At 60.8% G+C, this 26,167-nt stretch carries 26 protein-coding genes and 3 pseudogenes; 14 read left to right on the top strand and 15 right to left on the bottom strand.

Features of this window, described 5'->3' with window-relative positions:
- Positions 1-24: 24 nt before the first annotated feature.
- Positions 25-2,142, bottom strand: a complete 2,118-nt coding sequence (locus HMPREF3048_RS07765; protein ID WP_083316821.1) for a heavy metal translocating P-type ATPase — start codon at positions 2,140-2,142, stop codon at positions 25-27.
- 174 nt (positions 2,143-2,316) lie between these two features.
- Here HMPREF3048_RS07765 and mnmA point away from each other — a divergent pair, with 174 nt between their 5' ends.
- Positions 2,317-3,396, top strand: coding sequence for a tRNA 2-thiouridine(34) synthase MnmA (gene mnmA, locus HMPREF3048_RS07760; protein WP_070771771.1), 1,080 nt, complete (start codon positions 2,317-2,319; stop codon positions 3,394-3,396).
- Between the two features lie 159 nt (positions 3,397-3,555).
- On the opposite strand, the pseudogene HMPREF3048_RS07755 reads toward mnmA, so the two are convergent.
- Positions 3,556-4,153 (bottom strand): annotated as a pseudogene (locus HMPREF3048_RS07755) (IS256 family transposase); the annotation flags it as partial.
- 912 nt (positions 4,154-5,065) lie between these two features.
- Positions 5,066-5,425, bottom strand: a pseudogene (locus tag HMPREF3048_RS07750) (IS256 family transposase); the annotation flags it as partial.
- A gap of 178 nt (positions 5,426-5,603) precedes the next feature.
- Here HMPREF3048_RS07750 and HMPREF3048_RS07745 point away from each other — a divergent pair.
- Complete coding sequence (locus tag HMPREF3048_RS07745; protein ID WP_070771769.1) at positions 5,604-6,182, top strand: hypothetical protein; 579 nt, start codon at positions 5,604-5,606, stop codon at positions 6,180-6,182.
- 307 nt (positions 6,183-6,489) lie between these two features.
- Here the strand turns inward: HMPREF3048_RS07745 and HMPREF3048_RS07740 are convergent, their stop codons facing one another.
- Both HMPREF3048_RS07740 and HMPREF3048_RS07735 read right to left on the bottom strand, forming a co-directional pair.
- Complete coding sequence (locus tag HMPREF3048_RS07740) at positions 6,490-7,113, bottom strand: response regulator (RefSeq protein ID WP_070771768.1); 624 nt, start codon at positions 7,111-7,113, stop codon at positions 6,490-6,492.
- A gap of 181 nt (positions 7,114-7,294) precedes the next feature.
- On the bottom strand, positions 7,295-8,416 hold the full coding sequence (locus tag HMPREF3048_RS07735) for a sensor histidine kinase (RefSeq protein ID WP_141758882.1): 1,122 nt from the start codon (positions 8,414-8,416) through the stop codon (positions 7,295-7,297).
- A 60-nt stretch (positions 8,417-8,476) separates the two neighbouring features.
- Between HMPREF3048_RS07735 and HMPREF3048_RS07730 the strand changes: the two genes are divergently transcribed.
- Entirely contained in the window at positions 8,477-8,863 is a 387-nt protein-coding gene (locus HMPREF3048_RS07730) for a hypothetical protein (protein WP_070771766.1), read from the top strand.
- 7 nt (positions 8,864-8,870) lie between these two features.
- Here the strand turns inward: HMPREF3048_RS07730 and HMPREF3048_RS07725 are convergent, their stop codons facing one another.
- The 3 genes from HMPREF3048_RS07725 to HMPREF3048_RS12295 are packed head-to-tail and all read right to left on the bottom strand — an operon-like array spanning position 8,871 to position 10,366.
- Positions 8,871-9,545, bottom strand: a complete 675-nt coding sequence (locus tag HMPREF3048_RS07725) for a 3'-5' exonuclease (protein WP_070423028.1) — start codon at positions 9,543-9,545, stop codon at positions 8,871-8,873.
- A 45-nt stretch (positions 9,546-9,590) separates the two neighbouring features.
- Positions 9,591-10,211, bottom strand: coding sequence for a Fic family protein (locus HMPREF3048_RS07720; protein WP_070422997.1), 621 nt, complete (start codon positions 10,209-10,211; stop codon positions 9,591-9,593).
- Positions 10,202-10,366 (bottom strand): hypothetical protein, encoded by a 165-nt coding sequence (locus HMPREF3048_RS12295; RefSeq protein WP_167594517.1) that lies wholly within the window; start codon positions 10,364-10,366, stop codon positions 10,202-10,204. Before HMPREF3048_RS12295 ends, HMPREF3048_RS07720 begins: the two co-directional genes overlap by 10 nt.
- A 127-nt stretch (positions 10,367-10,493) precedes the next feature.
- Between HMPREF3048_RS12295 and ligA the strand changes: the two genes are divergently transcribed.
- Positions 10,494-12,521 (top strand): NAD-dependent DNA ligase LigA, encoded by a 2,028-nt coding sequence (gene ligA / locus HMPREF3048_RS07715; protein ID WP_070771765.1) that lies wholly within the window; start codon positions 10,494-10,496, stop codon positions 12,519-12,521.
- Here the strand turns inward: ligA and HMPREF3048_RS07710 are convergent.
- The 4 genes from HMPREF3048_RS07710 to HMPREF3048_RS07695 are packed head-to-tail and all read right to left on the bottom strand — an operon-like array spanning position 12,466 to position 14,935.
- Complete coding sequence (locus HMPREF3048_RS07710; RefSeq protein ID WP_070771764.1) at positions 12,466-12,744, bottom strand: hypothetical protein; 279 nt, start codon at positions 12,742-12,744, stop codon at positions 12,466-12,468. The genes ligA and HMPREF3048_RS07710 overlap by 56 nt on opposite strands.
- A complete protein-coding gene (locus tag HMPREF3048_RS07705; RefSeq protein ID WP_070771763.1) occupies positions 12,741-13,754 on the bottom strand; it encodes a serine hydrolase domain-containing protein in 1,014 nt (337 codons plus the stop codon). The genes HMPREF3048_RS07710 and HMPREF3048_RS07705 overlap by 4 nt, the downstream gene beginning before the upstream one ends.
- On the bottom strand, positions 13,754-14,218 hold the full coding sequence (locus HMPREF3048_RS07700) for an ArsR/SmtB family transcription factor (protein ID WP_070771762.1): 465 nt from the start codon (positions 14,216-14,218) through the stop codon (positions 13,754-13,756). The genes HMPREF3048_RS07705 and HMPREF3048_RS07700 overlap by 1 nt, the downstream gene beginning before the upstream one ends.
- Positions 14,219-14,269: 51 nt before the next feature.
- Entirely contained in the window at positions 14,270-14,935 is a 666-nt protein-coding gene (locus HMPREF3048_RS07695; protein WP_070452292.1) for an ACT domain-containing protein, read from the bottom strand.
- 101 nt (positions 14,936-15,036) lie between these two features.
- Here HMPREF3048_RS07695 and gatC point away from each other — a divergent pair, with 101 nt between their 5' ends.
- The 5 genes from gatC to HMPREF3048_RS07670 are packed head-to-tail and all read left to right on the top strand — an operon-like array spanning position 15,037 to position 19,715.
- Positions 15,037-15,336 (top strand): Asp-tRNA(Asn)/Glu-tRNA(Gln) amidotransferase subunit GatC, encoded by a 300-nt coding sequence (gene gatC / locus HMPREF3048_RS07690; protein WP_070771761.1) that lies wholly within the window; start codon positions 15,037-15,039, stop codon positions 15,334-15,336.
- Positions 15,337-15,339: 3 nt separating this feature from the next.
- On the top strand, positions 15,340-16,821 hold the full coding sequence (gene gatA, locus HMPREF3048_RS07685; protein ID WP_070771760.1) for an Asp-tRNA(Asn)/Glu-tRNA(Gln) amidotransferase subunit GatA: 1,482 nt from the start codon (positions 15,340-15,342) through the stop codon (positions 16,819-16,821).
- Positions 16,822-16,843: 22 nt separating this feature from the next.
- Positions 16,844-18,130 (top strand): MFS transporter, encoded by a 1,287-nt coding sequence (locus HMPREF3048_RS07680; RefSeq protein WP_246818873.1) that lies wholly within the window; start codon positions 16,844-16,846, stop codon positions 18,128-18,130.
- Between the two features lie 10 nt (positions 18,131-18,140).
- Positions 18,141-19,172, top strand: a complete 1,032-nt coding sequence (locus HMPREF3048_RS07675; RefSeq protein WP_070569341.1) for an ATP-dependent 6-phosphofructokinase — start codon at positions 18,141-18,143, stop codon at positions 19,170-19,172.
- A gap of 18 nt (positions 19,173-19,190) precedes the next feature.
- Entirely contained in the window at positions 19,191-19,715 is a 525-nt protein-coding gene (locus tag HMPREF3048_RS07670) for a mismatch-specific DNA-glycosylase (protein WP_070771758.1), read from the top strand.
- Between the two features lie 288 nt (positions 19,716-20,003).
- Here HMPREF3048_RS07670 and HMPREF3048_RS07665 read toward each other — a convergent pair whose 3' ends face one another.
- Both HMPREF3048_RS07665 and HMPREF3048_RS07660 read right to left on the bottom strand, forming a co-directional pair.
- On the bottom strand, positions 20,004-20,321 hold the full coding sequence (locus HMPREF3048_RS07665) for a transcriptional regulator (protein ID WP_070771757.1): 318 nt from the start codon (positions 20,319-20,321) through the stop codon (positions 20,004-20,006).
- Complete coding sequence (locus tag HMPREF3048_RS07660; protein ID WP_070452306.1) at positions 20,321-20,758, bottom strand: hypothetical protein; 438 nt, start codon at positions 20,756-20,758, stop codon at positions 20,321-20,323. Before HMPREF3048_RS07660 ends, HMPREF3048_RS07665 begins: the two co-directional genes overlap by 1 nt.
- A gap of 531 nt (positions 20,759-21,289) precedes the next feature.
- Between HMPREF3048_RS07660 and HMPREF3048_RS07655 the strand changes: the two are divergent.
- Both HMPREF3048_RS07655 and HMPREF3048_RS07650 read left to right on the top strand, forming a co-directional pair.
- A pseudogene (locus tag HMPREF3048_RS07655) lies at positions 21,290-21,680 on the top strand (6-phosphofructokinase); the annotation flags it as partial.
- Between the two features lie 75 nt (positions 21,681-21,755).
- The gene (locus HMPREF3048_RS07650) at positions 21,756-22,760 is read left to right on the top strand and encodes a bile acid:sodium symporter family protein (protein ID WP_070771756.1); all 1,005 of its coding nucleotides are present in this window, start codon (positions 21,756-21,758) and stop codon (positions 22,758-22,760) included.
- Between the two features lie 9 nt (positions 22,761-22,769).
- Here HMPREF3048_RS07650 and HMPREF3048_RS07645 read toward each other — a convergent pair whose 3' ends face one another.
- Positions 22,770-23,723, bottom strand: coding sequence for a GNAT family N-acetyltransferase (locus HMPREF3048_RS07645; protein WP_070771755.1), 954 nt, complete (start codon positions 23,721-23,723; stop codon positions 22,770-22,772).
- A 101-nt stretch (positions 23,724-23,824) separates the two neighbouring features.
- Between HMPREF3048_RS07645 and gatB the strand changes: the two genes are divergently transcribed.
- From gatB to HMPREF3048_RS07630, 3 genes are all read left to right on the top strand, one after another.
- Entirely contained in the window at positions 23,825-25,327 is a 1,503-nt protein-coding gene (gatB, locus tag HMPREF3048_RS07640; RefSeq protein WP_070484358.1) for an Asp-tRNA(Asn)/Glu-tRNA(Gln) amidotransferase subunit GatB, read from the top strand.
- 126 nt (positions 25,328-25,453) lie between these two features.
- Positions 25,454-25,696, top strand: coding sequence for a type II toxin-antitoxin system Phd/YefM family antitoxin (locus HMPREF3048_RS07635; RefSeq protein WP_070422983.1), 243 nt, complete (start codon positions 25,454-25,456; stop codon positions 25,694-25,696).
- Entirely contained in the window at positions 25,693-26,112 is a 420-nt protein-coding gene (locus HMPREF3048_RS07630; RefSeq protein WP_070422982.1) for a type II toxin-antitoxin system VapC family toxin, read from the top strand. The genes HMPREF3048_RS07635 and HMPREF3048_RS07630 overlap by 4 nt, the downstream gene beginning before the upstream one ends.
- The last annotated feature ends 55 nt before the right edge of the window (positions 26,113-26,167 follow it).

The following is a 26,167-nucleotide window of genomic DNA, read 5'->3' as shown; positions in this document are numbered from 1 at the left end:
CTGGATGGTGTGCACGGTGTCGGGTCACTTGGACCGGTTAAGTATCCGGTCGGTGCTGCTCTGTGGGGTGAGATCGAGGCGGCGGAGCAGCTGCGCATTCAGAGCCACGACGACGGTTGAGGCCGACATCAGGATTGCGCCGACGCTCATCGGCATCACGAACCCGATTGGTGCAAGGATACCGGCAGCCAGCGGAACGGACAGCAGGTTGTAGCCGGCCGCCCACCACAGGTTCTGCTTCATCTTCCGGTAGGTCGCACGGGAGAGCTCGATGACCGAAAGCACCGACCGCGGGTCGGAGCTTGCCAGGACGACACCCGCCGAGCCGATGGCCACGTCTGTGCCGGCACCGATCGCGATGCCGACATCGGCCTGGGCCAGCGCGGGGGCGTCGTTGACACCGTCACCGACCATCGCGACCCTGTGGCCCTCGGCTTGTAGTTCCTTGACTTTCGCGGCCTTGTGCTCGGGACGCACACCTGCGAAGACCCGGTCAATGCCCAGGTCCCTGGCTACGGTGTCCGCGACGGCCTGCGCATCGCCGGTGATCATGACGACTTGGGCGCCCGCAGAGTGCAGTGCGTCGACGGCGTCGCGGGATTCGGGGCGGATTTCGTCGGCAAGCCGGAGTGCTCCGATCACCTCGCCGTCGGCGAGGACGTGGAGAATGATCGCGCCCTCCTTTCGCCACTCGTCGGCGACCGGGAGCTCCCCGGCGGAATGCTGCTCAAGCAGGTAGGGGCCACCGACCTCGATTACCTCACCGTCAACAGTTGCCTTCACGCCCACTGCTGGGGACGAAGAAAAGTCGATTGCCTGCGGGACGGCTACGCCACGGGCCTGAGCAGCCCCGGTGATGGCGCGGGCGAGCGGGTGTTCGCTGTCTGCTTCGGCGGCCGCTGCCAGGGCAAGCACGTCTTCTTTATCACGCCCGCCGGCGGGTTCGATCGCGGTGACGGTGGGCTCACCTTTGGTGAGGGTGCCAGTCTTGTCGAACAGTACTGCGTCGACGGTGCGCATCGATTCGAGCGCGAGCCGATCCTTGATCAGCACCCCGCCACGGGCGGCGCGCTCGGTCGCGATCGAGACGACCAGCGGGATCGCAAGGCCTAGGGCGTGGGGGCAGGCGATGACGAGCACCGTGATAGTGCGCACTACCGCTTCATTTGACACACCGACGACGGTCCAGACCACGGCGGTCAGAATGGCGGCGCCGAGGGTGAACCAGAACAACCACGCGGCGGCCTTGTCTGCGAGGCGCTGCGCCCGCGATGACGATTCTTGCGCATCGGTGACGAGCTTTTGAATGCCGGCCAACGCGGTGTCGTCACCCGTGGCCGTGACCTTGATGCGCAGGCCCGAGTCTGTCGCGATGGTGCCAGCGACCACGTGCTCGCCTTCACCGCGGCGCACCGTTTTTGATTCACCGGTGACCATCGACTCGTCCATGCTGGCGCTGCCGTCGACAATTGTGCCGTCAGCAGGCACGGACGCGCCGGGTCGCACGATCACGACATCGCCGACCTCAAGATCCGCCGGGGTGACCTTCACCACTTCGTCGCCGTCGATCTTCTCGGCCTCGTCGGGCAGAAGAGCGGCGAGCGAGTCCAGGGCCGAGGTGGTCTGGGCGAGGGAGCGCATCTCGATCCAGTGCCCCAGCAGCATGATGACCACCAGCAGCGCCAGTTCCCACCAGAAATTCAGCCCGCGGTCTAGCAAGTTCAGGCTCGCACCCCAAGAGGAGACGAAGGCGACCGTGATCGCGAGGGCGATCAGCAGCATCATGCCGGGTTTGCGGGAGCGGATCTCTGAGACAGCACCCGTCAAGAACGGGCGACCTCCCCAGAAATAAATGACCGTGCCCAAAAGCGGCGAGATCCACCGGACCCATTCCGCGTCAGGCAGCTGGTAGCCGATGAGATGGGCGAAGGTTTCGTTAAATCCGACGACCGGGATCGCGAGAACCAGCATGATCCAGAAGAGCCTGCGGAACTGGGCAACGTGGTCTCCGTGTCCTGCGTGTCCTGCGTGTCCTGCGTGGTCGTGACCACCGTGTCCTGCATGGGCCTCGTGAGCGTCATGCTCATGATGGCTGGCGTGCCCACCGGGTCCGATGCCGGAGTGGGCGTGCCTGTCGTTCATGGTTCTGTCCTTTCGTCGCAATTCATGGTTGTGATCGGTTCGGCCGCGCCGGGGGCTAGCGCGGCGATCGTGTCCCACGCTAATACCCCATGGGGGTATATGTCCAGATGGTGGTCTCGATGCATGCAGCCGGACGTTTCACCTTTCGTGGGAGCGGGACTACACTGCGCCGACATGCGAGTATTAGCAGCCATGAGCGGGGGAGTTGACTCTTCAGTTGCGGCGGCGCGTCTGGTGGAGGCGGGTCACGACGTAGTCGGTGTGCACCTCGCGTTGAGTAAGGATGCGCAACAGACGCGCGAGTCTGCCCGCGGGTGTTGCTCGCTCGAGGACTCTGCCGATGCGCGTCGCGTGTGCGACAAGTTGGGCATCCCGTTTTACGTGTGGGACTTCTCGGACCGCTTTAAAGAAGAGGTCATTGACAACTTCGTGTGGTCGTATGAGAACGGCGAGACTCCAAACCCGTGCTTGCGCTGCAACGAGAAGATCAAGTTTGCAGCCCTGCTCGATCGCGCGGTGACGCTCGGCTTCGATGCGATTGCCACAGGGCATTACGCAATTATCGACGACGCCGGCAACCTGCGCCGTTCCACCGACCCGAACAAAGACCAGTCCTACGTGCTCGGTGTGCTTACTCGCGACGAGTTGGACCGCTGCATCTTCCCGGTCGGCGATACGGAGAAGCCCCAGATCCGCGAGGAGGCTGCCCGCCACGGGTTTGCCACCGCGTCCAAGCCGGATTCTTATGACATCTGCTTCATCCCCGACGGCAACACACAGGCGTTTCTAGGCCGTTCCATCGGCATGCGCCCCGGCATGATCCGGGACACCGAAGGCAACGAACTTGCCGAGCACGACGGCGCGTTCCAGTACACGATCGGCCAGCGCAAGGGCTTGAACCTCCGCGTGCCTGCTGCTGACGGCAAGCCGCGCTATGTCACCGATGTGGACACCGCCACCGGCACCGTGACCGTGGGCCCGCGCGACGCGCTGCGCGTCACGGAGATTACCGCCGACCGCCTGAAAGTGCTGCACCCGGCGATGGAAGGCGAGTTCGAGGCGAACGTGCAGATCCGCGCCCACGGCGGGGTAGTGCCGTGCACTGCGCGTATCGAGGGCGACCAGATGACACTTACCCTCCACCAGCCACTCGAGGGCGTGGCCCGCGGCCAGGCAGCGGTGCTGTACCTGCCGGACCCGGACGGTAAGGGCGACATCGTGCTCGGCTCCGGCACGATTTGCGCCACTGGGTAGAGTTCTGGCCCACCGGGTCCTGCAAACCTCGTTAGTCGCACCTCGTTTATAGCCGAAAAGGAGATGCGGACAAGCTGTTGGAGTGCATGTGGGGGACTTTGTCTCGTTGTTCTGTACTCAGTGCTTGTCGGCGTGTCGCGGAGGTTAGATTTGGCCTTTTTAGATGCCGATTGAGTGGGTGTAGTTGGTGTCGATAGCGTTGTCGTAGAGGGCTGGGCGTCGAAGTTTCGTGGTCGGCTTGGTTCTAGGTTTGGGTCAGGGTAGATACTTTGGCGAGTTGACCCTGGCCCCAGTTGGACTGTCTGGCGATTCGTATTGGATCGTCAGGCAGTTCCGTTTTCAGATACAGCCACCAATCCAGCATGCGGCGTTGTCGCTCGCCGGATCTGCCGCGGTATGTTCTGGCGAGCAGTTTGAGCTGGGCGTTGATGCCGTCTTCTAGGTTGTTGGTGGTGGATTTGATCCGTTCAGACGCAAGGACTGCGGTTGGTGGGGTGAGGTAGACAAACAGCAGATCGGACCGGAATAGGTGGTTGAGGCTGTTGTAGGCCTTGCGCACGTTGTGGTGTGGCCACACGCGGGTCCAGGCACCTGTTTTTGGGTCTTTGATCAGGGTTTTCTCGTTCATCCATCCCCGGTAGATCGTGGAGAATTCGTGCAATTGCGCGCCCAATGTGGCGGCTTCGTCCAGGGCAGTGATCCGGATCAGTTTCAGCGCGAGTGTGTAGATGGTGCGCCCGGCGTCGGTGCGAGGTTGGTGGTGTAGCCTGTTCAGAAGACTGAAATGGTAGCGGTGTGGTGAGTATTTGGTAGCGGCTGAGTGAGCATCCGGTAGCGGAGGCTCACCCGGGCTCGGCACCGTCGGCGAGCCGGTGAAGAATTCAGGGATGGCCGCGTTGTCAGGGGCGGGTTTGGTACCGGCGTCCTGAAGGCTCGGTACTGCCGCGTTCCAATTAGTTGGTACGTGGACAGCCGAACTGAGCCGACTGCACGGCCCCGGCTGTTAGGCATTAGTCGTTCGAGCAGCCCACTGAGGCGGCGCCGTTGCGCATGGTGATGACTTCTATGCGGATTCGGTGGCCATTATGCTGCAGACGGCTCTCCGGCAGCGTTACTCGCAACTGCCTGCCTGCAACGGTTCAATGTGTCTTCGGCGCTTAGAACGCTCGGACCCCGGGCTGCCCAGAATGCCCACCACTGTTGTCGGCCTGGTGTCGAGACAGCGGTGCAGTCCGCGAGCAGGCTCCAGACGTCTACTTCTTATAACAGGTCACGCTGACACAACATCACCGAAACAGGGTGCTTCCAGCATCAACTGTGAAAGAGATCTGCAGTACCGAGTACGTGGAGCACCGGTACCAACTACGCGGAATCGTGGTACCAACTACTCCGAATCGACAGGTATCAAGGATGAACTTGGGCCGCTCCTGAAGCGAGATGAAATGCAACCCGGCTTCGTTAGTGCCGATGAGTTGGGGCGGTCGGGGAGGCTTCCGCAGCATAGCTCCAATTTCAAATGCGGACTTCATCTGGAACGTCCCGCACCCTAATGAAGCGGATACAGGAACCATCATCACCCCATGCAATTTGAGCTGCTACCGGATGCTTCACTGAAGCGCTACCGGATAGTCACGACACTGCTACCAAATAGCCGGTCGCAACAGTGTAGCCGGCGTACTACGCGTTGGGCGTGGACGGGGCAGCGTTGGATTATCGTGGTGGGCCAGCGTTTTTTGATCGCGCTGTATGCGCCTTGGCCGTCGGCGATGACGGCGATGAGTGGGGCTTCAATGCGTTCGAGCAGTCGTTGATAGTCGCGTGTGGTTTCGTATTTGCACCAGTGCCAGGCGATGACGTGGTCGATTGTCGCCGCGACGATCAAACAGCCATCGGGGGTGTAGGTGGCGTTGAGGAATACCTGGTTGTAGATCCGCTTGTCGTGGCCGTCGGTGGGTTCAGGCACATCAACGAGCCAGAACGGTTCGAATCGGCGTTGCAGCGTGCGCGGCGAGCACCCCACACGGCGGGCAAGGATCGAGTCGGCACCTCTAAATCCATGGTTTTTACAAGTCGATACTTTCGTATCAATATCCTTCCAGATGGCGGAAAGACGTTGAAGAGACTTAATTTCCCCATTAGATGTAGTGGTGGGCAGTTTGAAAGCTGCTGTCTTGTCCCTCTTTTCATCAATCCGAAAGGATCTATTTATGTGTTTGAAGAAAGCTTTAATCCTCCCTGTAGCTGTTTCTACCGCTCTCGTCACAGTCCCTGTCGCTACGGCCAGCGCAGCTCCTGCCATGCAGGAGCGGGAGTGCGTCGAGACTCTCCAGGTTCCCACTACTCTCGGTGCAGACCGAGAGACTGTTTCGGAAAATGACCTCAAACAAATCAATGAGGATATCGAGTCCGCGGGTGGTTCCCCCTTGCCTGCGGGAACAGTTGAGTACGGGTTCAACGCTGATGGTGACGCGGTAGCCATTGACTCCAATGGTCGGGAAACGGTCTTGTCTTCAGCAAAGAAGATGGATGCTGAGCTGAATTCAGTACTAGTCCAGACTAGGTCCGCAGAGGGCCAAGACGATAAAGGAGTTCTTAGCGCAGCTGCCGCAACCATTGCTGGTTGTGCAGGTGGCGTAATCGGTTACGATACAATCCTGAAAATTTTGGAAAAGAGGGTTTCCTACTGGGCCTTGGTGAAGTTCCTCGCTAAGAGAATTGGACCAGGACTTGCGATCAGCTGCATTGCCGGTGCAGGTGGCGCCCTTGCCACCTACATGGGATGGTAAAAAATGCGCTTAGTGGTAACGATCTGCGGATTCTTAGTGGCACTTGGCATATTTCATTTTTACACTGATATGCCTTGGTTCCCTTCTGTGTTCTTTGGAGGCATCGCTGGGCTTATCGCAGGTGTAGCTCTGACAAAATCCGGGCGGCAGGCAGCCCGTCGAATTGTGTATAACCTTTCTCGGGGATGGTCCTAGCACCGAGCGCCAGGATTGAATCAAGGTGGGGTGCAAAACACTCGCACTATGAAAAGGTTGGTGGGCTCACTCGAGCACTAAGCGGCGTGGGTCCGCCAACTATATAGGCCGTTCAGAATGAGAGCGCTATAAGCTCTGCCCTGGATCTGCAGTCCATCTTCTTTAGCAGGGAAGACACCATTCTTTTTACGTGGGGCTCCGAATAGAACAACGCGTTCGCTATTTGCCTGTTACTTTTTCCTTGGCACAGCAATTGCATGACGGTTTCCTCGTTATCGGTCAAGGAGGCTTGCTCTATCCGTTCGGAGAAACGCCCCCATGAGGACCGGGCAACCAGCCGTTTCACGCATTGAGGTGACAGACTGGTCCCTCCGTTGAGTGCATCCCTGAGCGCCTGAATGATTTTCTGCGGTGGCTGGCCTTTAATGACGTACCCGGACGCCCCACGCGCAAGAGAAGTAATCATCGTATCGTCGGTGTCGTATGCTGTCATCACGACAAAGACCGGTGGGGCATCGAAACTGTTCAACTTCTTCAGCAGTTCGATCCCATCCATATCGGGCATACGTACATCAGACAATACGATGTCGCAGGTGTGATTGTTGAGCCATGTCAGTGCACTGCGCCCGTTTGTGGCAGTGGCGATAACTTCTAGGTCTGGAGCTTTAGAGAAGTAAACCGGAAATGATTCACGGATTACGGGATCATCATCAACAAGCAGGATCGTGAAACTCATTTGCTGCACCAAGGGTGTGTTTGACCTTTACTGCACCCCAGCCAGTCCTTAATAAACTGGTTCGTTTGGATCACTGGTTCACCCTCAGTGGGAGGTGCCACGACTGGTGGGAGGGGACCTGCCGCAAGGCCAACGGTGAAGATTAGAGAGGCCAAAATTTTCATATCAATTACGGAACCTTTCAAACCGGAACCTGGAAAGTGATCGTCCAACGGGCATCAGTGCTATCTAGTGTCATGCTTCCGCCTACGATAGCAATCGTTCGTTGCATAGAGTCTAGACCGAAATTGCTGGAGCCAGCTCGCCCACGGCCAAGCCTATAGGTGTTGGCGAGAGTCACCGTCACTTCTTCGGTATTTGCAGTCGCGGTGATACTAACTGTGGAATAAGGGACGGCATATTTGATGATGTTGGCACTAGCTTCAGATAGGCATTGAGTGAGCGCCCTTTTGATAGACTCAGCGCCAGGATCCACACGAATAGTCGTGGTGGTCTCAACGTGAAACCCGGCCTCCTGAAGTGAACGGGCAGTTTGCATCACTGTCATTGTTAGTGCCGGTTCGGTCACCTGCGGATGATTAATCGTCTGGGCATTGAGCTCATCTACCAGCGTGCGGATGTCACCCATTGATTTACGCGCTGTGGTGGCACACCGCTGTAGAGCTTGCTCCTTCTCCGGCATGGAGATCGCTAGTGCTTCAAGTCTTGCTATCAGCGCGGTTAAATCAGCAGCCACCATGTCATGAAGAAATCCCGCTACCTCTACCTGACGTTTGCGCATCTGGAACTTCTGTCGCATCTCTTTTGTGTGCATCCTAGCGATAAACCACCCGGCAGCAAAGGCACTGACCATCATGAGAGTAAAGGTGGTGACAGACTGGGGATCCATACTCAACGACTTTTGATCAGGGGAGAAAAACCCGAGTAGCGTCGTAATAGCAGCAAAGACCATAGCAGTCTTGTACTTGTGTTGCGCAGTAACCACCGTAACCAGCAGAACCGCCGTCAATGTCAACAGATCGGGTGAATGGCCAGACAAGTTAACGAACGCGAGCAAAATAAGACATCCCAAAACTGCAGCAGTAGGAAGATATGCCGCAAGAGGCAGTGTAGCCACTAAAAAGAGGAATAAAACCCCGGTACCAACATCGACAGGAGCGATCACCAGCACACGCAAGCCCCACAAGACAAGGGCAAGCAGGCACAGCACCAGTGCTATCGATAGGCGAATAGAACGAAAAAAATTAACAAACACATTGAATACCAATAGCTCTATCGATGGAAAACATAAAAGAATAGTCAAGAATGAAGGTCACGGTTCACCCCAACACTCAGTTTCTGAATGTCCAACTGTCGACAATAGATGTCTCCCCTCCTGGGAGGTGATCTTCTTCAACACTGCGCCACCGATTACGAGGCCATCGCGGCGATCCCAGAGCCGCAAGAAACCCTGCAACGCTTCGGCGAGCACCTGCTGCACACGCCGATGCTTATCGACGACACCCCGTGGCAGACCACCGACCCCCGCACCTGCAACCGCGACGCGCTGGCCCGACTGCTCGATGCGGGTGCTCGCATTGCGATCCCGACCATGCAGCCGCGCGAACTGTATCGCGTGTTCGACGAGTTACAGATCGACCCGGCACAGACCCAGATCGATGTGTACGCCGAGCCGGCAGACACGCTGCTTGCAAGCGCGCGCAGTTACGCTGCCGCTCGCGAAATGCACGAAGAACTGGCCAGCCAGTAGTGGCACTTTAGCCCTGCATTGGCCAAGCGGTGAGCACGCCGGAGGCGTCGCGCCCGTTGGCCTCAAAGTACTTCTTGCGGTCGGTCTGCATGCGGAAGTACTCCACGGCCTGCCACTCCATGAGGTCGCCGGACTCCATCTCGGCCAGGTCTGGGTAGGCCTTGCGCACCTGCATCCACGCCACACGTGCGGCGGCGAACGCGTCGGCGGTCGCCTCGTGGGCGTTGTCGATGCGCACCCCGTAGTGCTCACACATCGCAGTCAGGTTCCGTGGGCCCTTGCGGTAGCGGTCCTTCGCCCGGTCGACCACCAGCGGGTCGAACACAGGGCCGGTGACGGTGAAATCACCGGTGAGGTTGCGCAGCACCGTCAGGTCGTAGGGGGCGTTGAACACCACGAGTGTCAGGCCGTCTTCCCAGCCCTTCTTGATTGCCTCGACCGTCTCGCGCACCACCTCGTCGTGGTCGCGACCCTCCGCACGCGCTTTCTCCGTCGTAATGCCGTGCACCTTGGCGGCTTCTTCGGGGATTTCAATCCCGGGGTCGGCGAGGGTTTCGTTGGCGTCGACCACGCCGTCGTCGATACGCACTAGCGCAGACGTGACCACGCGAGCCTCGCGCGGGTTAGCGGAGGTGGTCTCCAGGTCGAAGGAGAGCATGCGGGAGGCATCGAATGTGGCCATGCCGGTCATTGTAACGAGCGCGCCGACACGAGTGATCCAAAGTCGTTAACCGAGCTTGCGGACTCCGATAAAGCTGGAGAGCGGAGTTGGATCTCGATTGAGGTCATAAGTGCGCAACAGGTCGATGTACACGCTCTTATCCAGGTCCCAGTCGTATTCATAAGTATGGGGAAGACCCTGTGACGCAGCAAATACGAGATCAGCCATGAGACGGGTGACTCGGCCGTTACCGTCGGTGAACGGATGGATACGAACTAGCTCAGCGTGGGTAGCAATACCCAACTGTCTGGCGGTGAGTAACGAAGCCTCTGCTTGATAACCAAGATTGCCAAAGGAAGCATGTAACTCAGTGGAAATGAATTGCGGATCCACACCGATATTGAGCCCAGTGCGACGGAACGCTCCAGACCAGGTCCAGATGCCGTCGAATAACCACCGGTGAAGCTCGACAAGGAACGATGTTGTCAGTATCTCGTCGAGATGAAGTTCCGAATTGTCGATGTCCTCGAGAACCCTCGCACGAGTAACTGCAAGGGTCTGCTGTTCGAGGCTATGAATTGTGAGCTTGTCAGGGATACGGTCAAAATGTTCGAGCAGCGCCGGTTCGAGCGCACTCATCTCATCTCCGTCGAGCGGGGTTTCGCCGTAGCCGGGGTCTAACCCCATCCGCGTTCCTCGAAAAGCCGTGAGAGGATTTGCTGTTCAAGCTCGGACGGTTCGTAGGTCTCAGGAACGGCACGGCTCTCAAGTGCCATCGAGGCACGTGCAGCGCGGATCGATGCCCCGGATGCTTCAAAGCATTGCGCGTGTGTTGCTGTCATGGTGTGCCTCCCTTCTTCTAGCGCATTGTAGTAGCAGATCGAGTGCCTTGCGGAATACAGCCTGGTGAACTTGGGAGGCCTGCTGCAAGCGACAGGATGATTGTTCTAACACCTACACTGGCTCCTCGTGAGTGAAATTTCCGCTGATCTGCACCGTGAATGGGACGAACTAGCCGCAGAGGTCCGCAAGCACCGCGACCTGTACTACAACGGCCAGCCGGTGATTACCGACGCCGAGTTCGACGAGATGTTCCGCCGCCTCCAGAAGATGGAGGAGGAACACCCGGAGTTGGCGGTGCCGGATTCGCCGACCAAGCAGGTCGGTGCGCCGACGGCCGATTCCGCGTTCGCGGACGTGACACACCCCGAGCGCATGATGAGCCTGGACAACGTGTTCTCCGAAGATGAGATGCGCGAGTGGCTGGACAAGACCCCGGGGCCGTACCTGACGGAGTTGAAGATCGACGGGCTGTCCATCGACCTGATCTACGAAAACGGGGAACTGACCCGCGCAGCTACGCGTGGCGATGGCACCACCGGCGAGGACATCACCGCCAACGCGCGCGTCATCGAGGACATCCCGCACAAACTCACTGGCGACGCACCCGCGTTCCTCGAGGTCCGCGGCGAGGTATTCATCCGCCCTGAGGACTTCCCGGAACTCAATGAGTTGCGCCAAAAGGAAGGCGGCAAACCATTCGCCAACCCCCGCAACACGGCAGCCGGCGGCCTGCGCCAGAAGAATCCGGAGGACGTGAAGAAGCGCAAACTGCGTATGATCTGCCACGGCATCGGCGCGCGCGAAGGCTTCAATCCGGCGACCCAGCACGAGGCGTACGAGAAACTCGCCGAGTGGGGCCTGCCGGTCTCCGAGTACACGCGCCGGGCAGAGACTGCGAACGATGTGCTCAAGGCCGTGAAGTACTGGGGCGAGCACCGCAATGATGCGATCCACGAGATGGATGGGCTTGTGGTCAAGGTGGATTCCGTCGCCGAGCAGCGCGGTCTTGGCGCGACCTCGCGTGCGCCGCGTTGGGCGATCGCGTACAAGTATCCGCCGCAGGAAGTAACCACGAAACTGCTCGACATTGAGGTCTCTGTCGGCCGCACGGGCCGCGCGACGCCGTACGCGGTGCTGGAGCCGGTGTTCGTCTCAGGCTCAACGGTGTCCATGGCGACCCTGCACAACCAGCACGAGGTCAAGCGCAAGGGTGTGATGATCGGCGACACCGTGGTGGTGCGCAAGGCCGGCGAGATCATCCCGGAGGTGCTTGGCCCGGTTGCGGATCTTCGCGACGGCACCGAGCGTGAGTTCGTTTACCCCGAGAACTGCCCCTCGTGCGGCACGAAACTTGCTCCCGCGAAGGAGGGCGACGCGGACTGGCGCTGCCCGAATACCCGCTCGTGCCCCGCACAGCTCGCCACCCGCCTGGAGTACATCGCATCACGCGGCGTATTCGATATCGAGGCACTCGGCGAGAAAGGCGCGCAGGATCTCATCGCGTCGGGCGTGCTTATCGACGAAGCCCACCTCTTCGATCTCACCGAAGACGATTTGAAGAAGTCCAGCGTGTACACACGCAAAGACGGTCAAGTCAACGCGGCAGGCAAGAAACTCCTGGCCAATCTAGAAACGGCGCGCCACGCGGACCTGTGGCGTGTGATCACAGGGCTATCCATCCGTCACGTCGGCCCGACCGCCGCGCGTGCGCTCGCTTCACGCTTCCACTCGATGCAGGCGCTTATCGACGCCCCCGTGGACGACCTCGCCGAAACCGACGGCGTGGGCGACGTGATCGCCGAGAGCTTCAAAGAGTGGTTCACCGTGGACTGGCACCAAAACATCGTGGACAGCTGGGCCGCAGCCGGCGTGACTATGGAGTCGGACGATCAGGACCGCGCCCCGCAGACGCTGGAGGGGCTGACCATCGTCGCCACCGGCACGCTGGAGGGCTTCACCCGAGATGAAATTAAGGAAGCCATCCTGTCGCGCGGCGGCAAGGCGGCAGGTTCGGTGTCGAAGAAAACCGATTACGTGGTGGTGGGCGAGAACGCCGGCTCCAAGGCCGCGAAGGCGGAGGAGTTGGGCCGGCCGATCCTTAACGAGGAGCAGTTTGTGCAGCTGCTCGAGGGCGGCCCTGACGCGCTTGCGTAAGGCGCGCGGCGCTGAGGCCGACCAGCGCTGCCGCCCAGACGGCGAGGGCCCACCACAGCCAGATGGGGAACTGGCCGTTCCAGTTCACGCCAAATGAGAGCATCCACACCACAGCTGCGGAGATGACCGCGTTGACGAGGATGTAAATGGGGCCCTTGGCGTTTCGCACGGCGTTGAAGGTCGCGGACGCAAGGAGCAGCAGAATCATGACGAGTGCGATCATCGGGTCTCCTTCATAAGGTCGATGCCGAGCGCGTCTACCCAGGCTTCGGTGTCGCCCGCGACGAACGCGGCGCGACTGTGGTCGGCGCGTTCCGGGTCCCAGACCAGCATGGTGCGGAAACCGCCGGTGCCGCCGTTGTGGAACGTGATTTCTTCACCGCCTTCGTCGAGGCTTGCCCAGCCGTAGTCGGGCACACCGTGCGAGGACACCCATTCCACGTATTTCGCCATGTCGGCAGCAGTGGAGCGGATCGCGCCAGCCGGTGCCCAGCCGTCCATGTCCCACGGGCCAGCGGGGTGCCCGTTGGCGGCCAGGCCTGTGGGCGCGTCGTCGACTGTGCCGGGCATTGCCACATAGGTCGAGGTCATGCCGGCGGGCTCGAAGATTCGGGTGCACAGCAGTTCGTCGTAGGGCACGCCGGCGTGTATGGCCAGCAGCTGGCCGAGCAGCGCGTGGCCGTAGTTTGAGTATTGTTCCTCGCCGCGGTTGTTCAGCTCGGCGGAACCGGCGGCGTCGAGTATGTCCTGCGGTGTGTCGCGCCGGTAGGGATTGCCGCCGTCGCGGATGTTCGCCACGAACATGTCCGCGAGGCTCAGACTTTCGGTGGGGGCGAGCCCGGAGGTGTGGTTGAGCAGCTCCTCGATGGTCACATCGGCGACGGGGGCGGAGGGGACGTCGATAAGCTCCTGCACCTGAGTATCCAGGCTGAGCTCGCCGGCGTCGATGAACTGGCGGACAAGCTCCGCGTTGAATGTTTTGGTGATCGAGCCGATTTCGAAGTCATTGTGCTCGTCGGCGCCGAGGCCGCCGAAGCGGACTTCGCCGTCGTCGTAGGTGAAGGCGGCGAGATTGTGGTGGCCGTCCTCTGCGAGGCGCTCGAGGGCAGAGGATATCTCGGTATCGCCGGTGTGTTCAGAGGCCACGGAAATGTCGCGGGGGCCGGTGGAGAGCATCAACGCGGCGGCGATGGCGGCGGCGATTACGCCGGCAGCAATGTTGGTAGCGCGCATCAGTGGTCCTCTCCGGCGATCACGATCGCCATGAGCGGGATAACGCGGGCCGGGGGAATCTCGAACATCCCGCCCTGCTTGCGCACCCAGCCGGCGGCCTGCAGTTCCTTCAGGTGGTGGTACGCGGTGCCGGTGGAGGAAACCAGCTCAGATTCGACCAGCTCCGTCACGCTCGCCGGTGTGGCTAAAAGGTGGCGCAAGATGGCGCCGCGGACGGGGTGCGCGAGCGCGGCGATGCGGTCTATCGCGTCGTCCCACGGTTGGTCAGTGATCCACGCTGTTGGGCGGATCCATTCGTAGGAGTAGGTGCCGGTTGGCAGTGTGATGTCGCCGGCGAAGGACACTCTGCCTTGCTCTGTTTCTTTGCTGGAACCGGGGAGTGGGGAGGGCTCGGGTGGTGATGCGTGTTCGAGCGCGGCGACGCGTGCTTCGAGGTCAGAGAGCCGTGCTTCAATCGGTTGCATGCTTTCTAGAATTACAGAATTCTAGAAAGCATGCAACGGCTGAGGTCTGCGCTAGCGCAGGATCGCGCCGATGATGTAGCCCAAATCGCCGACCTCGCGCACCTCGGAGGCCAAGAAATCGGGACCGCCCACACGGCCGACGACGAGCACGAGGTCGGTGCCGTGCAGGGGTGCCACGGTCAGGGCGGTGTCCAACTGGAACCAAGACTCTGGCACCCATTCGTCGAAATCGGGCTGCAAGATGCGCGCGCCCTCGATTGCGGGCATCTGCGGGGTGGAACCGTCATCCTCGGGCGCGGCGGAGGAGGCAGCGACGCGCTCCAAACCGGCGTCGGTGTTGCTCAGCACCACCGCCCAGGAGGAGGTGACGGCCTTCGGCATGACGTTGACCAACTCTTCGAGCGTGTCGGCCTGTTTGCCCGAATGTGCCGCGATCTGGGCGAGCATTTGGATCTGTCCGCGGCGGTCGACGCGCCCGGTGAAGGGGCGGATCGAGTCCACTTCGGCGCCGTCGACGGATGCGACGGCGGTGATCAGGGTGTCCACCATGACTCCGGTGGGCAGGGTGACCACGATGTCGTCGGTCACGGTGCCGTCGAGTGAGGACTCGACGATGTCCACGGAGTTGATGTCGGCCTCCACGATGCCGAACGCCTCAGCGAGCTGGCCGAGGCTGCCCGGCACATCGGGGAGTGAAACGCGGATGAGGTACGACATGGCCTTATTTATAGCAACTGGGGGAGAAGAAGCGGTGGCGCGACGTGACGTAAGATAAGGCGCGTTAATCGCAACCCACGTTATGCCGAAGGGATGGGACTGTGGCTGAGATTTCACGCGACGAGGTGTCGCGCATCGCACGCCTGGCGCGAATTGCGCTGAAAGACGAGGAGCTGGACACGATTGCCCAGCAGCTGGACACGATTGTGGAAGCAGTGTCGAAGGTGCAAAGCGTGGACACCGAGGGCGTGACCCCGATGAGCCACCCGCACTCCATCGACGCCGGTATGCGCGCCGATGTGGAAAAGAAGGTGCTGACGCAGGAGCAGGCGCTGGATCAGGCGCCGGCTGTGGAGGACGACCGCTTTATGGTGCCGCAGATTCTCGGAAAGGGAGACTAAACGATGACGCAGTACACGATTCCGGCAGAGGGGCTCGTCGCAAAGCCAGCGCACGAACTTGCGGCGATGATTCAGGCTGGCGAGGTCACCTCGCGCGAAGTTACCCAGGCGTTTTTGGACCGCATCGCGGAGATTGACGACGAATTGGGGGCCTTCCTGCACGTCGGCGCCGAAGAGGCCCTGGCTGCGGCTGACAAGGTCGACGAGCAGGTAAAGAACGGTGAGAAGCCGGCGTCTGCGCTTGCTGGTGTGCCGCTGGCACTGAAGGACTTGCTGGTGACCACGGATGCGCCGACGACGGCTGCGTCGAAGATGCTTGAGGGCTACATGAGCCCGTACGACGCCACTGTGGTCAAGAAGCTGCGCGCCGCTGGCATCCCGATTCTTGGCAAGACGAATCTGGATGAGTTCGCGATGGGTTCCTCGACGGAGAACTCCGCGTACAAGCAGACGAAGAACCCACACGATTTGGAGCGCGTCCCGGGTGGTTCCGGTGGCGGTACCGCTGCGGCGCTTGCGTCAGGTGAGGCGCCGCTGGGCATCGGTACCGATACGGGCGGCTCGATCCGCCAGCCGGCATCGCTGACCGGCACCGTTGGCGTGAAGCCGACCTACGGTGGCGTGTCGCGCTACGGCGTGATCGCCTGTGCGTCCTCGCTTGACCAGGTCGGCCCGTGCGCGAACAATGTGCTTGATACTGCGCTGCTGCACGAGATCATCGCTGGCCACGACGAGTTCGACGCCACCTCCGTGGACCGCGAGGTTCCGGCGTGTGCCGACGCTGCTCGTGAGGGTGCGTCCGGCGACCTCAAGGGTGTCAAGATCGGCCGCGTGAAGCAGTTCGAGCGCCCCGGCACCCAGGAAGGTGTCAAGGAAGCCATCGACGCCGCCTACGCACAGCTCGAGCGCCAGGGCGCAGAGATCGTCGAGGTCGACTGCCCGAGCTTCGACGACGTCATGGGTGCGTATTACATCATCCAGATGTCCGAGGTGAGCTCGAACCTCGCACGTTTCGACGGCATGCGTTACGGCCTGCGCGTCGGCGACGACGGCTCCCGCTCCGCTGAAGCAGTCATGGCAGCCACCCGTGGCGAAGGCTTCGGCGGCGAGGTCAAGCGCCGCATCATCCTCGGCACCTACGCGCTGTCGGTGGGCTACTACGACGCCTACTACCTGCAGGCGCAGCGTGTGCGCACCCTGATCGCCCAGGACTTTGCCAAGGCGTTCGAGGGCTGCGACGTCATCGCGGCGCCGTCTGTGCCGTCGACCGCGTTCAAGCTGGGCGAGAAGGTCGATGACCCGTTGGCCATGTACAACTTCGACCTGTTCACGCTTCCGCTGAACCTGGCTGGTTTGCCGGGCATGTCGGTTCCGGCGGGCAACGCCTCCGATACCGACCTTCCGGTTGGTCTGCAGTTGATCGCCCCGGCGTTCGAGGACGCACGCCTCTACCGCGTGGGTGCCGCATTTGAAGCCGGCCGTTAATCCCTGGAATACCCTCGCAGCCTTGGCTGCGGGGTATTTTCTTGTCCTGATCGACCAGGGCTTTATGCCCGTGATCACTCCGCTACTGCCGTACGAGGTTGGAGGGGCAGTGTGGCTGACCAGTGTGTACTTGCTGTGCACGGTCGCACCCATGCCGGCTACGGGGCGGCTTGGCGACGCCTTCGGGCAGCGCCGCATGTTCCTCACCGGCCTGGCCGTCTATGTTGCGGCGCTGGCACTGGCAGGCGCGTCGTGGTCGTTCGGTTCCCTGATCGTCGCGCGTGCGCTCCAGGGCTTCGGCGCGGCGGTGTTCCTGCCGCAAGCCTTCGGTCTGATCCCGCGCGTGTTTGCCGACGACAAGCAAGGCCGCGCATTCGCCGTGTGGGGCGTGATCGGTTCGGTGGCCTCGCTGATCGGGCCGGTTGTTGGCGGTGCGATTGCGCAGTCCCAAGGTTGGCGTGCGGCGTTTTACGCCCAGGCTGGGTTAGGCGCCGTTGCGCTGGTCGCCGGTGTCATCGCTCTGCCGCGATTGACGACGACAGGGAAGCGGGTCACCTTATTACCGGTCGTGCTGTCCTTCGGCGGGCTTGGGCTGTTGGTCTACGGCATCCAGTTCGGCTATTGGCCCTCGATCCTGTTCGGTGTGCTGCTGCTGGGCGTGCTTGTGCAGTCCGCACGCAACGGTACCGACGACGGGTTCCTACCAATCGAGCTCCTTTCGGACCGCGCTTTTGCACTAGGCACACTCGGCGTGGCCTCCATGGGGTTCACCGTCGCCTCGATGTTCATCCCCCTGATGTACTGGCTGCAGACGGTCGCCGGAGCGTCGCCGTCGGCAGCGGGCCTGATCACGGCGCCGATGTCGGTACTTGCGCTGGTGCTTACCCCGGTGGCCGGCTACCTGACCGATCGCCGCAACCCCGGCAAACTCTGCGCGATCGGGTTTGCCCTCAGCACTGTGGCGCTGGTGCTGGCGATCGCGCTCATCAACGCCGGCGCCAACCTGTGGTGGTTCACCGCAGTCACAGCGCTGCTGGGTATCGGCGGCGCGTTTGTCTGGGCGCCGAACGCGGCAGTCACCATGCGCGGCATCACCGAGGGACAGACCGGCGCTGCGTCCGGGTTGTACAACACCGCGCGCCAGGTTGGCAGCGTGCTCGGCGTGGCACTTGTGGGGGCAGTGCTCGCCTCCGGGGAGATCGATGTGACGGCGTCGAAGGCGCTGGTGTTGCCGGTTGTGGCGATGGTGGTGGGCGTGGTGTCGTCGATACGCATTGCGCCGCGGGCAGGGGCAGGCGCAGCGCGCTAGGCTGGCGTGCATGCGACTTGCCACGTTGACCTCTGGAGGAGATTGCCCCGGACTCAACGCCGTTATCCGCGGCGTGGTCCGTACCGCGAACACCGAATACGGCTCCACCGTCGTTGGATACCGCGACGGTTGGGTCGGTTTGATGGAGGACCGCAGGGTCGATCTTTACGACGACGCCTACATGGACTCCCTGCTTCTACGCGGCGGCACGATTCTGGGCACGGGGCGACTGCACCCGGACAAGTTCAAGGCTGGAATCGACACGATTAAGGCCAACTTGGACGATGCTGGCATCGACGCACTGATCGCCATCGGTGGTGAGGGCACGCTCAAGGGTGCGAAGTGGCTCTCCGACAATGGCATCCCGGTTGTGGGCGTGCCGAAGACGATTGACAACGACGTTGCCGCGACCGACTACACCTTCGGGTTCGACACCGCAGTGTCCGTGGCCACCGACGCGATCGACCGCCTGCACACCACAGCAGAATCCCACAACCGCATCCTGATCGTTGAGGTCATGGGCCGCCACGTCGGCTGGATCGCCCTGCATGCCGGCATGGCGGGTGGTGCGCACTACACCGTGATCCCGGAAGAACCGTTCGACATTGCGGAGATCTGCAAAGCGATGGAGCGTCGCTTCCAGATGGGGGAGAAGTACGGCATCATCGTCGTCGCCGAAGGCGCGGTGCCCAAGGAGGGCACGATGGACGCCGGCCTTGGTGAAGAGGATGAGTTCGGCCACAAAACCTTTAATGGCATGGGCCAGATCATTGGCGACGAGGTGAAGAAGCGCCTCGGCTACGACGTGCGCACTACAGTGCTTGGCCACATCCAACGCGGCGGCACGCCGACCGCCTACGACCGCGTGTTGGCCACCCGCTACGGCGTCCACGCCACCCGAGCGGCACACGTCGGCAACTTTGGCAGCTGTGTGGCCCTACACGGCGAAGACATCGAACTTGTTGCGCTCGAGGACGCCGTGGCAAAGCTCAAGACGGTCCCGGAGCGTCGCTACGCCACCGCGAAGGCGATGTTTACATAGCACCCGGACGCGCACTCTATGAAAAACCGCATTCCTAACCCCTGCCGCCTGCTCATCGTCGGCATCAACCCCGGCCGCCTCACCGAGGAGGTGGACGCGCCGTTTGCCTACCCGGGCAATCGCTTCTGGCCGGCGTTGGAGGCCGCAGGCATCACCCCATACCGTGTCCACGCCAATGAGGGGTTATCGGAGGAAGACGCGGCCATGCTCGCCGAGCGCGGCATCGGGTTTACCAACCTGGTGGGGCGCATGACGCCGAAAGCGTCGGACCTTTCCAAGGCGGAGCTCGTGGAGGGAGGTGAGGTGGTGCGGAGTGTCGTCGAAAAGCATCAGCCCAGAGCTGTGATGTTCGCTGGAATCGGGGCGTACCGCGATGCTTATCGACGACCAAAGGCCACCCGCGGTCTTCAACCCGAAACCCTCACCGGAGTGCCGGTGTGGGTGGTGGGCAACCCCAGCGGGCTCAACGCGCATGAGACCGTGGCCACGCTCGCTGAGAGCTACCGGGAGGTCTGGGAGGCGACAGCGCGGGAACGGCGGTAAAGCCAGATCAGCAGCACCCACAGCAGGACCGTGACCGCGATCGAGCCGACGAGACCCGCGACACCGGGAAGCTCACGGGACTTGACTACCGCGAGAGCGAAATGTTGCGCTATCGGCACATCTGTCCTTCCCTCTCGGTCTTGGGTTGAAGAAATTGCGAGGATGTCGGCGGAGGAGCATAAACCTAGTGGGACGGGGATTGTTGGATCTTCCGATTCGATGAGTAGTGCTCTTGAGTTTTAGGGCACTTCCATCCCATTCACGGTTAAAGATGGTCTCTTCTCTCAACTATTCTGTGTGTGCGGAAAAGCCCATAACTATACGGTCAAGGCATGCGAGATATGAGGAATACGATTGGCGACCTTTCCTAGTCAGGGAGAGGTCAGTTGTGGACTTCTTTCCTACAAATCCCTTCGCAACGCTGACCATTCCCGCGTCTTCGAGAGCGCTAATACTTTTTGACAAGGTAGGATAGCTGAGGTCTAGGTGTTCTTTTAGCGTCTGGTATGTAGCAGAATCTACCGACGCTAGGCACGCCATTACCCCCAGCCTGTTGGGCGAATGAAGGAGGGGGTCGATCCCCTCCAAGGCTTGACTGATCTCCACTAGCTACCCGACTTAACTTTCCAGGCGCCAAGCCCCGCAAACGGGATGGCCGTCAGCGCAGCAATTAGAAAAGCCACTGCCGGGGGATTCGCGTCTCCGCTCGTGTTTGCCCAGCTCCATTCGCCGATCACGACAACGGCAATCGATAGGAGAGTGGCGGCCACGTAAGCCCTTTTCCATCCGTAGGGTTGAACCTTCCTTGTTTCTCTGATCCCCACCGCAACGGCAAGGGTCGACAGGAGATAGAGGAAAGGGGATAGTACGTAAGCTACGGACAGCCATACGGAGGAAGAGGTCTGCGAGATTAGGTGGATGCTCACGAAGAGAAATGTCAATCCCGACATCAACAAGATCCAGTACCCCTCTTTTTTGGAGACCTTTTGAGGCGATGCTGATCGGCTGGCTTGGGCTCTGTCGGTGAAGCGACCTGCAGTCATTTTGGCGATCCTTCCTTCAAGTTGCCTACAGTGTAACCGCTTTCCATTATGGCAACAAGGTGGGATCAGTGCGAATGTCCGCGCCAAGGGTGTCATTAAATTTCCAAGTCTCTCCATTGGAAGAAAAGTATTAACGGAGGGTGGTTCTTCCTGCATTGAGCCGTCGGGCAACTTCGGCTTTCGTTATCCCCTCACTCACCCACTTGCGCGCCTGAGCTAGCTGTTTGTCGCGGAGAGCTTTTGCCTGCCCGACCTTTGTAGACACCGCGGGCTTTGGCTCTGGAAATACCTTCGGCCTGTCGCTCGCGAATGATGGCACGTTCAGCCTCAGGCAACGGCCCGAAGTGTGCACCTGGACGGAGGCCGCGGCCCTGGAGCAGCTGCTTTGCGACGTCCTGCAGGCCCAAACCGGCGACACTTTGTGGGGGACAGTGCACGTGGGCAATGGGCCGTCGATAGGCAATGCGCTCGCTGTTGACCGCGAGAAGACGGCGGCATTTGTGTGGGTGCAGAGGCGGGGCGAGCTGTATCGCGAGCACGACAGGTGGTGCGCACTACACCGTGATCCCCGAGGAGCCGTTCGATATTGCAGAGATCTGCAAAGCGATGGAGCGTCGCTTCCAAATGGGGGAGAAGTACGGCATCATCGTCGTCGCCGAAGGTGCGGTGCCGAAGGAAGGCACGATGGACGCTGGCCTTGGCGACGAGATGAAGAAGCGCCTGGGCTACGACGTGCGTACCACAGTGCTTGGCTACTTGCGACGGTGTGCACGCCACCCGTGCAGCCCACGACAGCAACTTCGGCAGCTGTGTGGCTCTTCGTGGCGAAGACATTGAACTTGTTGCGCTCGAGGAAGCCGTGGCAAAGCTCAAGACGGTGCCCGGGCGCCGCTACGCCACCGCAAAGGCGATGTTCACCTAAGCCACGCTGGGGTTTCCTAACGCAATCTCCAAAACCGCCCCGAGAGTCCATAATGTGAGAGTATAATCTCACGCTATGAGTCAATCGAGTGGTGGGGCGACCACCGCCGAAGATCGTTCGGCCCTGATCGCCTCTGTTGTCTTCCCGATCCTCGTCGTTGTCGGCGGCTGCATCGGATATTTCACCCCGTCTGTTGTTGCGCCGATTACCGGGTGGACAACCTGGCTTCTGGGCGTGGTCATGTTCGGTATGGGATTGACGTTGAAGGTTGCTGGTTTTGCGATCATCGCGAAGCGCCCGACGCCTGTGCTGATCGGAGTGATCGCGCAGTTTGTCATCATGCCGGTACTGGCGGTGCTCATTACGTGGCTGCTGAAACTGCCGCCGGAGATCGCCGCAGGCGTCATCCTTGTCGGCTGCGCCCCGGGTGGCACGACCTCCAATGTGGTTACGTACCTCTCCCGCGGTGATGTGGCGCTGTCGGTTGCGATGACCACGGTGTCCACGCTGCTCGCGCCGATTTTCACGCCACTGCTCACCCTGTGGTTGGCGGGGCAATACCTCCCTGTGAGCGCTGGTTCGATGGCGATCTCCACAGTCAAGATGGTGCTGCTTCCGGTCCTGCTCGGCCTCGCGATTACGTTCTTCCTACCGAAGATCGCCCAAGCGATCTTGCCGGCGCTTCCGTGGATTTCTGTCGTCGCCATTGGGGCGATCGTCGCGATCATCGTCTCGGGTTCACGGGACAAGATCGTCGAAGCGGGTCTGCTTGTCTTGGTAGCTGTGATGATCCACAACCTGCTCGGCTACGCGCTTGGCTACTTCACCGGCAAGGGGACGAAGCAAACCGAATCGGCCTCGCGCACCATCGCGGTGGAAGTCGGCATGCAAAATTCTGGCCTCGCCGCCACGCTCGCTGTGCAGTACATGACCCCGCTTGCCGCGCTGCCGGGTGTCATCTTCTCGGTCTGGCACACCCTGTCCGGCGGGATCTTCGCCATGGTCATGCGTCTTCGCGATGACCGCGCGAAGCGTGCCGAGAACCCAGCAGCGCCTGCCGCAGAACCCATGGTGGTCTAGGGCCATCCACTACAAGTCGCCGCGACGTGCCACCCACACGAACGCGGCGATCTTTTTACGCCCGACAGCGAGCGCATTGCCTAGCGACGGCCCATTGCCCGCATGAATCGTTCCCCACAACGTGTCGCCGGGGTGCGCGGGAAGAACGTCGCACAGGTGCTGCATGGCGGCGGGGGCGAGGCCGCGGCCGCGCGCGTGGTCGTCGAGAAGAAACTCGTAGACCTGAAACCCGCGCATCCCGTTGGCGTCGTCGCGCGCTGCGGCGATAACGCCGGCGCGTTGGCCTCCAACTTCCACTGCGTACAGTGCGCCTGTTTCTGCGCAACTTTGCAACTGCGGCAATGTCGCTGCTTCGGTCCAGGTCGCCACGTCGGGCGTTTGCTTCACGACGTTGCCCAGCACCTCATCTGCGTAACCCGTCATCTCCTCGGGGGCTGCTGGAACGAGACGCACCAGGTGGCTCTGCGGACGGCGTGGACTAGCACGCAGCTCGGAGACGAGGCCAGCAACGATCCACTGATCCACATCGGCGCTCTCCGGCGGGTTGGGCAATTCGAACCGGATTGCAACCGGCACAAAATCAGCGAACTCGCGGTGCAACTGTGCTGCATACGGTGCTAACCCGTCGTACTGCGGTGATACGGACGTAGCGACGACATGCACAAACGGCTTCTTGGGATCCAGCCCCAAAAAGCGGATGCCGGCGACGCACCAGTGACCATCAGTGAACTCAACGTGCCGGTTCGCCCACGCAAGCGGGTCCTCTACGGTCGGCCCGCCGATGCTGTTGAGGTGATCGCGGAATCCGGCGCCGAACTCGTCGTTAGCCACATGCTCTGCTTGCGGGCGCATCTCCTCCGTCGCGAGGTAGAAACGTTCTTCCTCCGAGTACCAGTCGCGCAGCTGGCTGGGCATCCAGGCCGCATAAGCACTCGCCATTTGGGCAAGCAATGCGTTCGTCATCGTTAGTGCCTTTCCGTCTGAGGGAAGTTTTTATTTTAGGTACGTGTCGCCACGGCGAGCTGTAGCGCGAGCGAATCGGGTAGGGCAGTAGAATGGCCGGCATGACTGCCTACGATCTGATGGATTACGACGAGGTACTGGAAAAGTACGACCCGGTTATGGGGCTTGAGGTGCACGTCGAGCTCGCTACTGAGACGAAGATGTTCTCCACGGCCTCTGCCCACTTCGGTGCGGAGCCGAACTCCAACGTTGACCCGGTTTCGCTCGGCCTGCCGGGCGCACTGCCGGTGGTCAACGCCAAGGGTGTGGAGTGGGCAATCAAGATCGGCCTGGCGCTGAACTGCAAGATTGCGGAGTCATCCCGCTTCGCGCGTAAGAACTACTTCTACCCGGACCAGCCGAAGAACTACCAGATCTCCCAGTATGACGAGCCGATTGCGTACGACGGCTACCTGGACGTCGTGCTCGAGGACGGCACCGAGTGGCGTGTGGAAATCGAACGCGCACACATGGAGGAGGACACCGGCAAGCTCACCCACCTGGGCTCCGCTTCCGGTCGTATTACCGGTGCTACCGCTTCGCTTGTGGACTGCAACCGTGCAGGCGTGCCGCTGATCGAGATCGTGACCAAGCCGATCATCGGCGCTGGCGAGCGCGCCCCGGAGGTGGCGAAGGCATACGTCGGTGCTCTGCGCGAACTGGTCAAGGCGCTCGGTGTTTCCGACGCTCGTATGGACCAGGGCAGCATGCGTTGTGACGCCAACGTGTCCCTGCGCCCAGTCGGCCAGGAAGAGTTCGGCACCCGCACCGAGACCAAGAACATCAACTCCCTGAAGTCGGTCGAGCAGGCCGTGCGCTTTGAGATGCAGCGCCAGGCTGCCGCGTTGGAAAACGGCGAGGAGATCGTCCAGGAGACCCGCCACTACCAGGAGAAGGACGGCTCCACCTCGAAGGGACGTCCGAAGGAAGAGGCATCCGACTACCGCTACTTCAACGACCCGGACCTGCCGCCGGTGATCGCGAAGCCGGAGTGGGTTGAGGAAATCCGTGCGACCCTGCCCGAGTTGCCGTGGGTGCGCCGCGCTCGCATCCAGGAGGAGTGGCAGCTGCCGGAGAAGGAATTCCGTGATCTGGTCAACGCTGGTGCGCTGGATCTCATCGTGGACACAGTGGAAGCTGGCACGACCCCGGACGAGGCTCGTTCCTGGTGGGTGTCCTACATCGCGGGCAAGGCCAATGAAGCAGGCAAAGACCTGGACGCGCTTGGCGTTACCCCGAACGACGTCGCACGCGTGGTTGCGTTGGTCAAGGAGGGCAAGCTGACCACCAAGCTCGGCCGCCAGGCGATCGACGGTGTGATTGAGGGGGACGGCAACGTTGATGAGGTCGTCGCAAAGCGTGGTCTTGAGGTTGTGCGCGACGACGGCGCCATTGAAAAGGCTGTCGACGACGCACTTGCTGCCAACCCGGACATCGTGGAGAAGTACCGCGCAGGCAACAAGAAGGTCACCGGCGCAATTGTCGGCGCCGTGATGAAGGCCACCCAGGGTAAGGCAGACCCGGGCCAGGTCAACCAGCTCATCGCCAAGAAGCTCGCCGAGTAACCTTCAGCGAAGCACCACACAGCCGGCCCCGACTTACGTACGGGGCCGGCTGGTTCTTCTTTGGTGGGTTGTAGGTAATGGTAACAATGCATATCCTGTAGGTACGTACCTGCAGGGAGGTGTGTTATGACCGCTATTTCCGCCAGAGAATTCAATCGGGATGTCAGTGCCGCGAAGCGCGCCGCGCTGGATCACCCTGTGATCATTACTGATCGTGGGGAGCCGTCACACGTTCTGCTGTCGATCGACGACTATCGTCGGCTCTCATCGTCAGAAACTGGGTGGGTGAAAGCAGTTCAAATGAAGGATGAAGATATAGAATTCGACCCTCCGCGAGCTGAATTTAAAGTGCGGAGTCTCGACCTGTGAGGTATTTATTCGATACCAACGTTATTAGTGAGCTGCGGAAGCCGCCCGGCCGAGTGAATCCTCGAGTGGCGAGTTGGGCCGACAACCTGGCAGAGGGAAACGTATACATCTCTTCCATCTCAGTTTTTGAGATCGAAAGAGGAATTCTGCTCAAGCAACGTACGGATCCAGTGCAGGCTGAAAGGTTGCGCGACTGGTTCAATGGTCAAGTTAAAGTTCAATTCAAAGGGCGCATTCTTCCTTTTGATGAGGACGTAGCCTCTGTGGCGGCTGCGATGCACGTCCCAGACCCGAAAGCGACTGCGGATTCTTTTATCGCTGCTACCGCTCAAGTACATAGCCTTATCGTTGCGACACGGAATACCCCTGGCTTTGAGTCGATGGGCGTTGAGCTAGTTAATCCCTGGGAGATGTAACCGCGAAACGCGAAAGCCCCGGCCAGTGTGGTGGATGGCCGGGGCGGGGGAGTCG

Source organism: Corynebacterium sp. HMSC075D04, assembly GCF_001815635.1.
Classification (GTDB): Bacteria; Actinomycetota; Actinomycetes; order Mycobacteriales; family Mycobacteriaceae; genus Corynebacterium; species Corynebacterium coyleae.
This window is presented reverse-complemented; position numbering and strand designations above follow the sequence as displayed.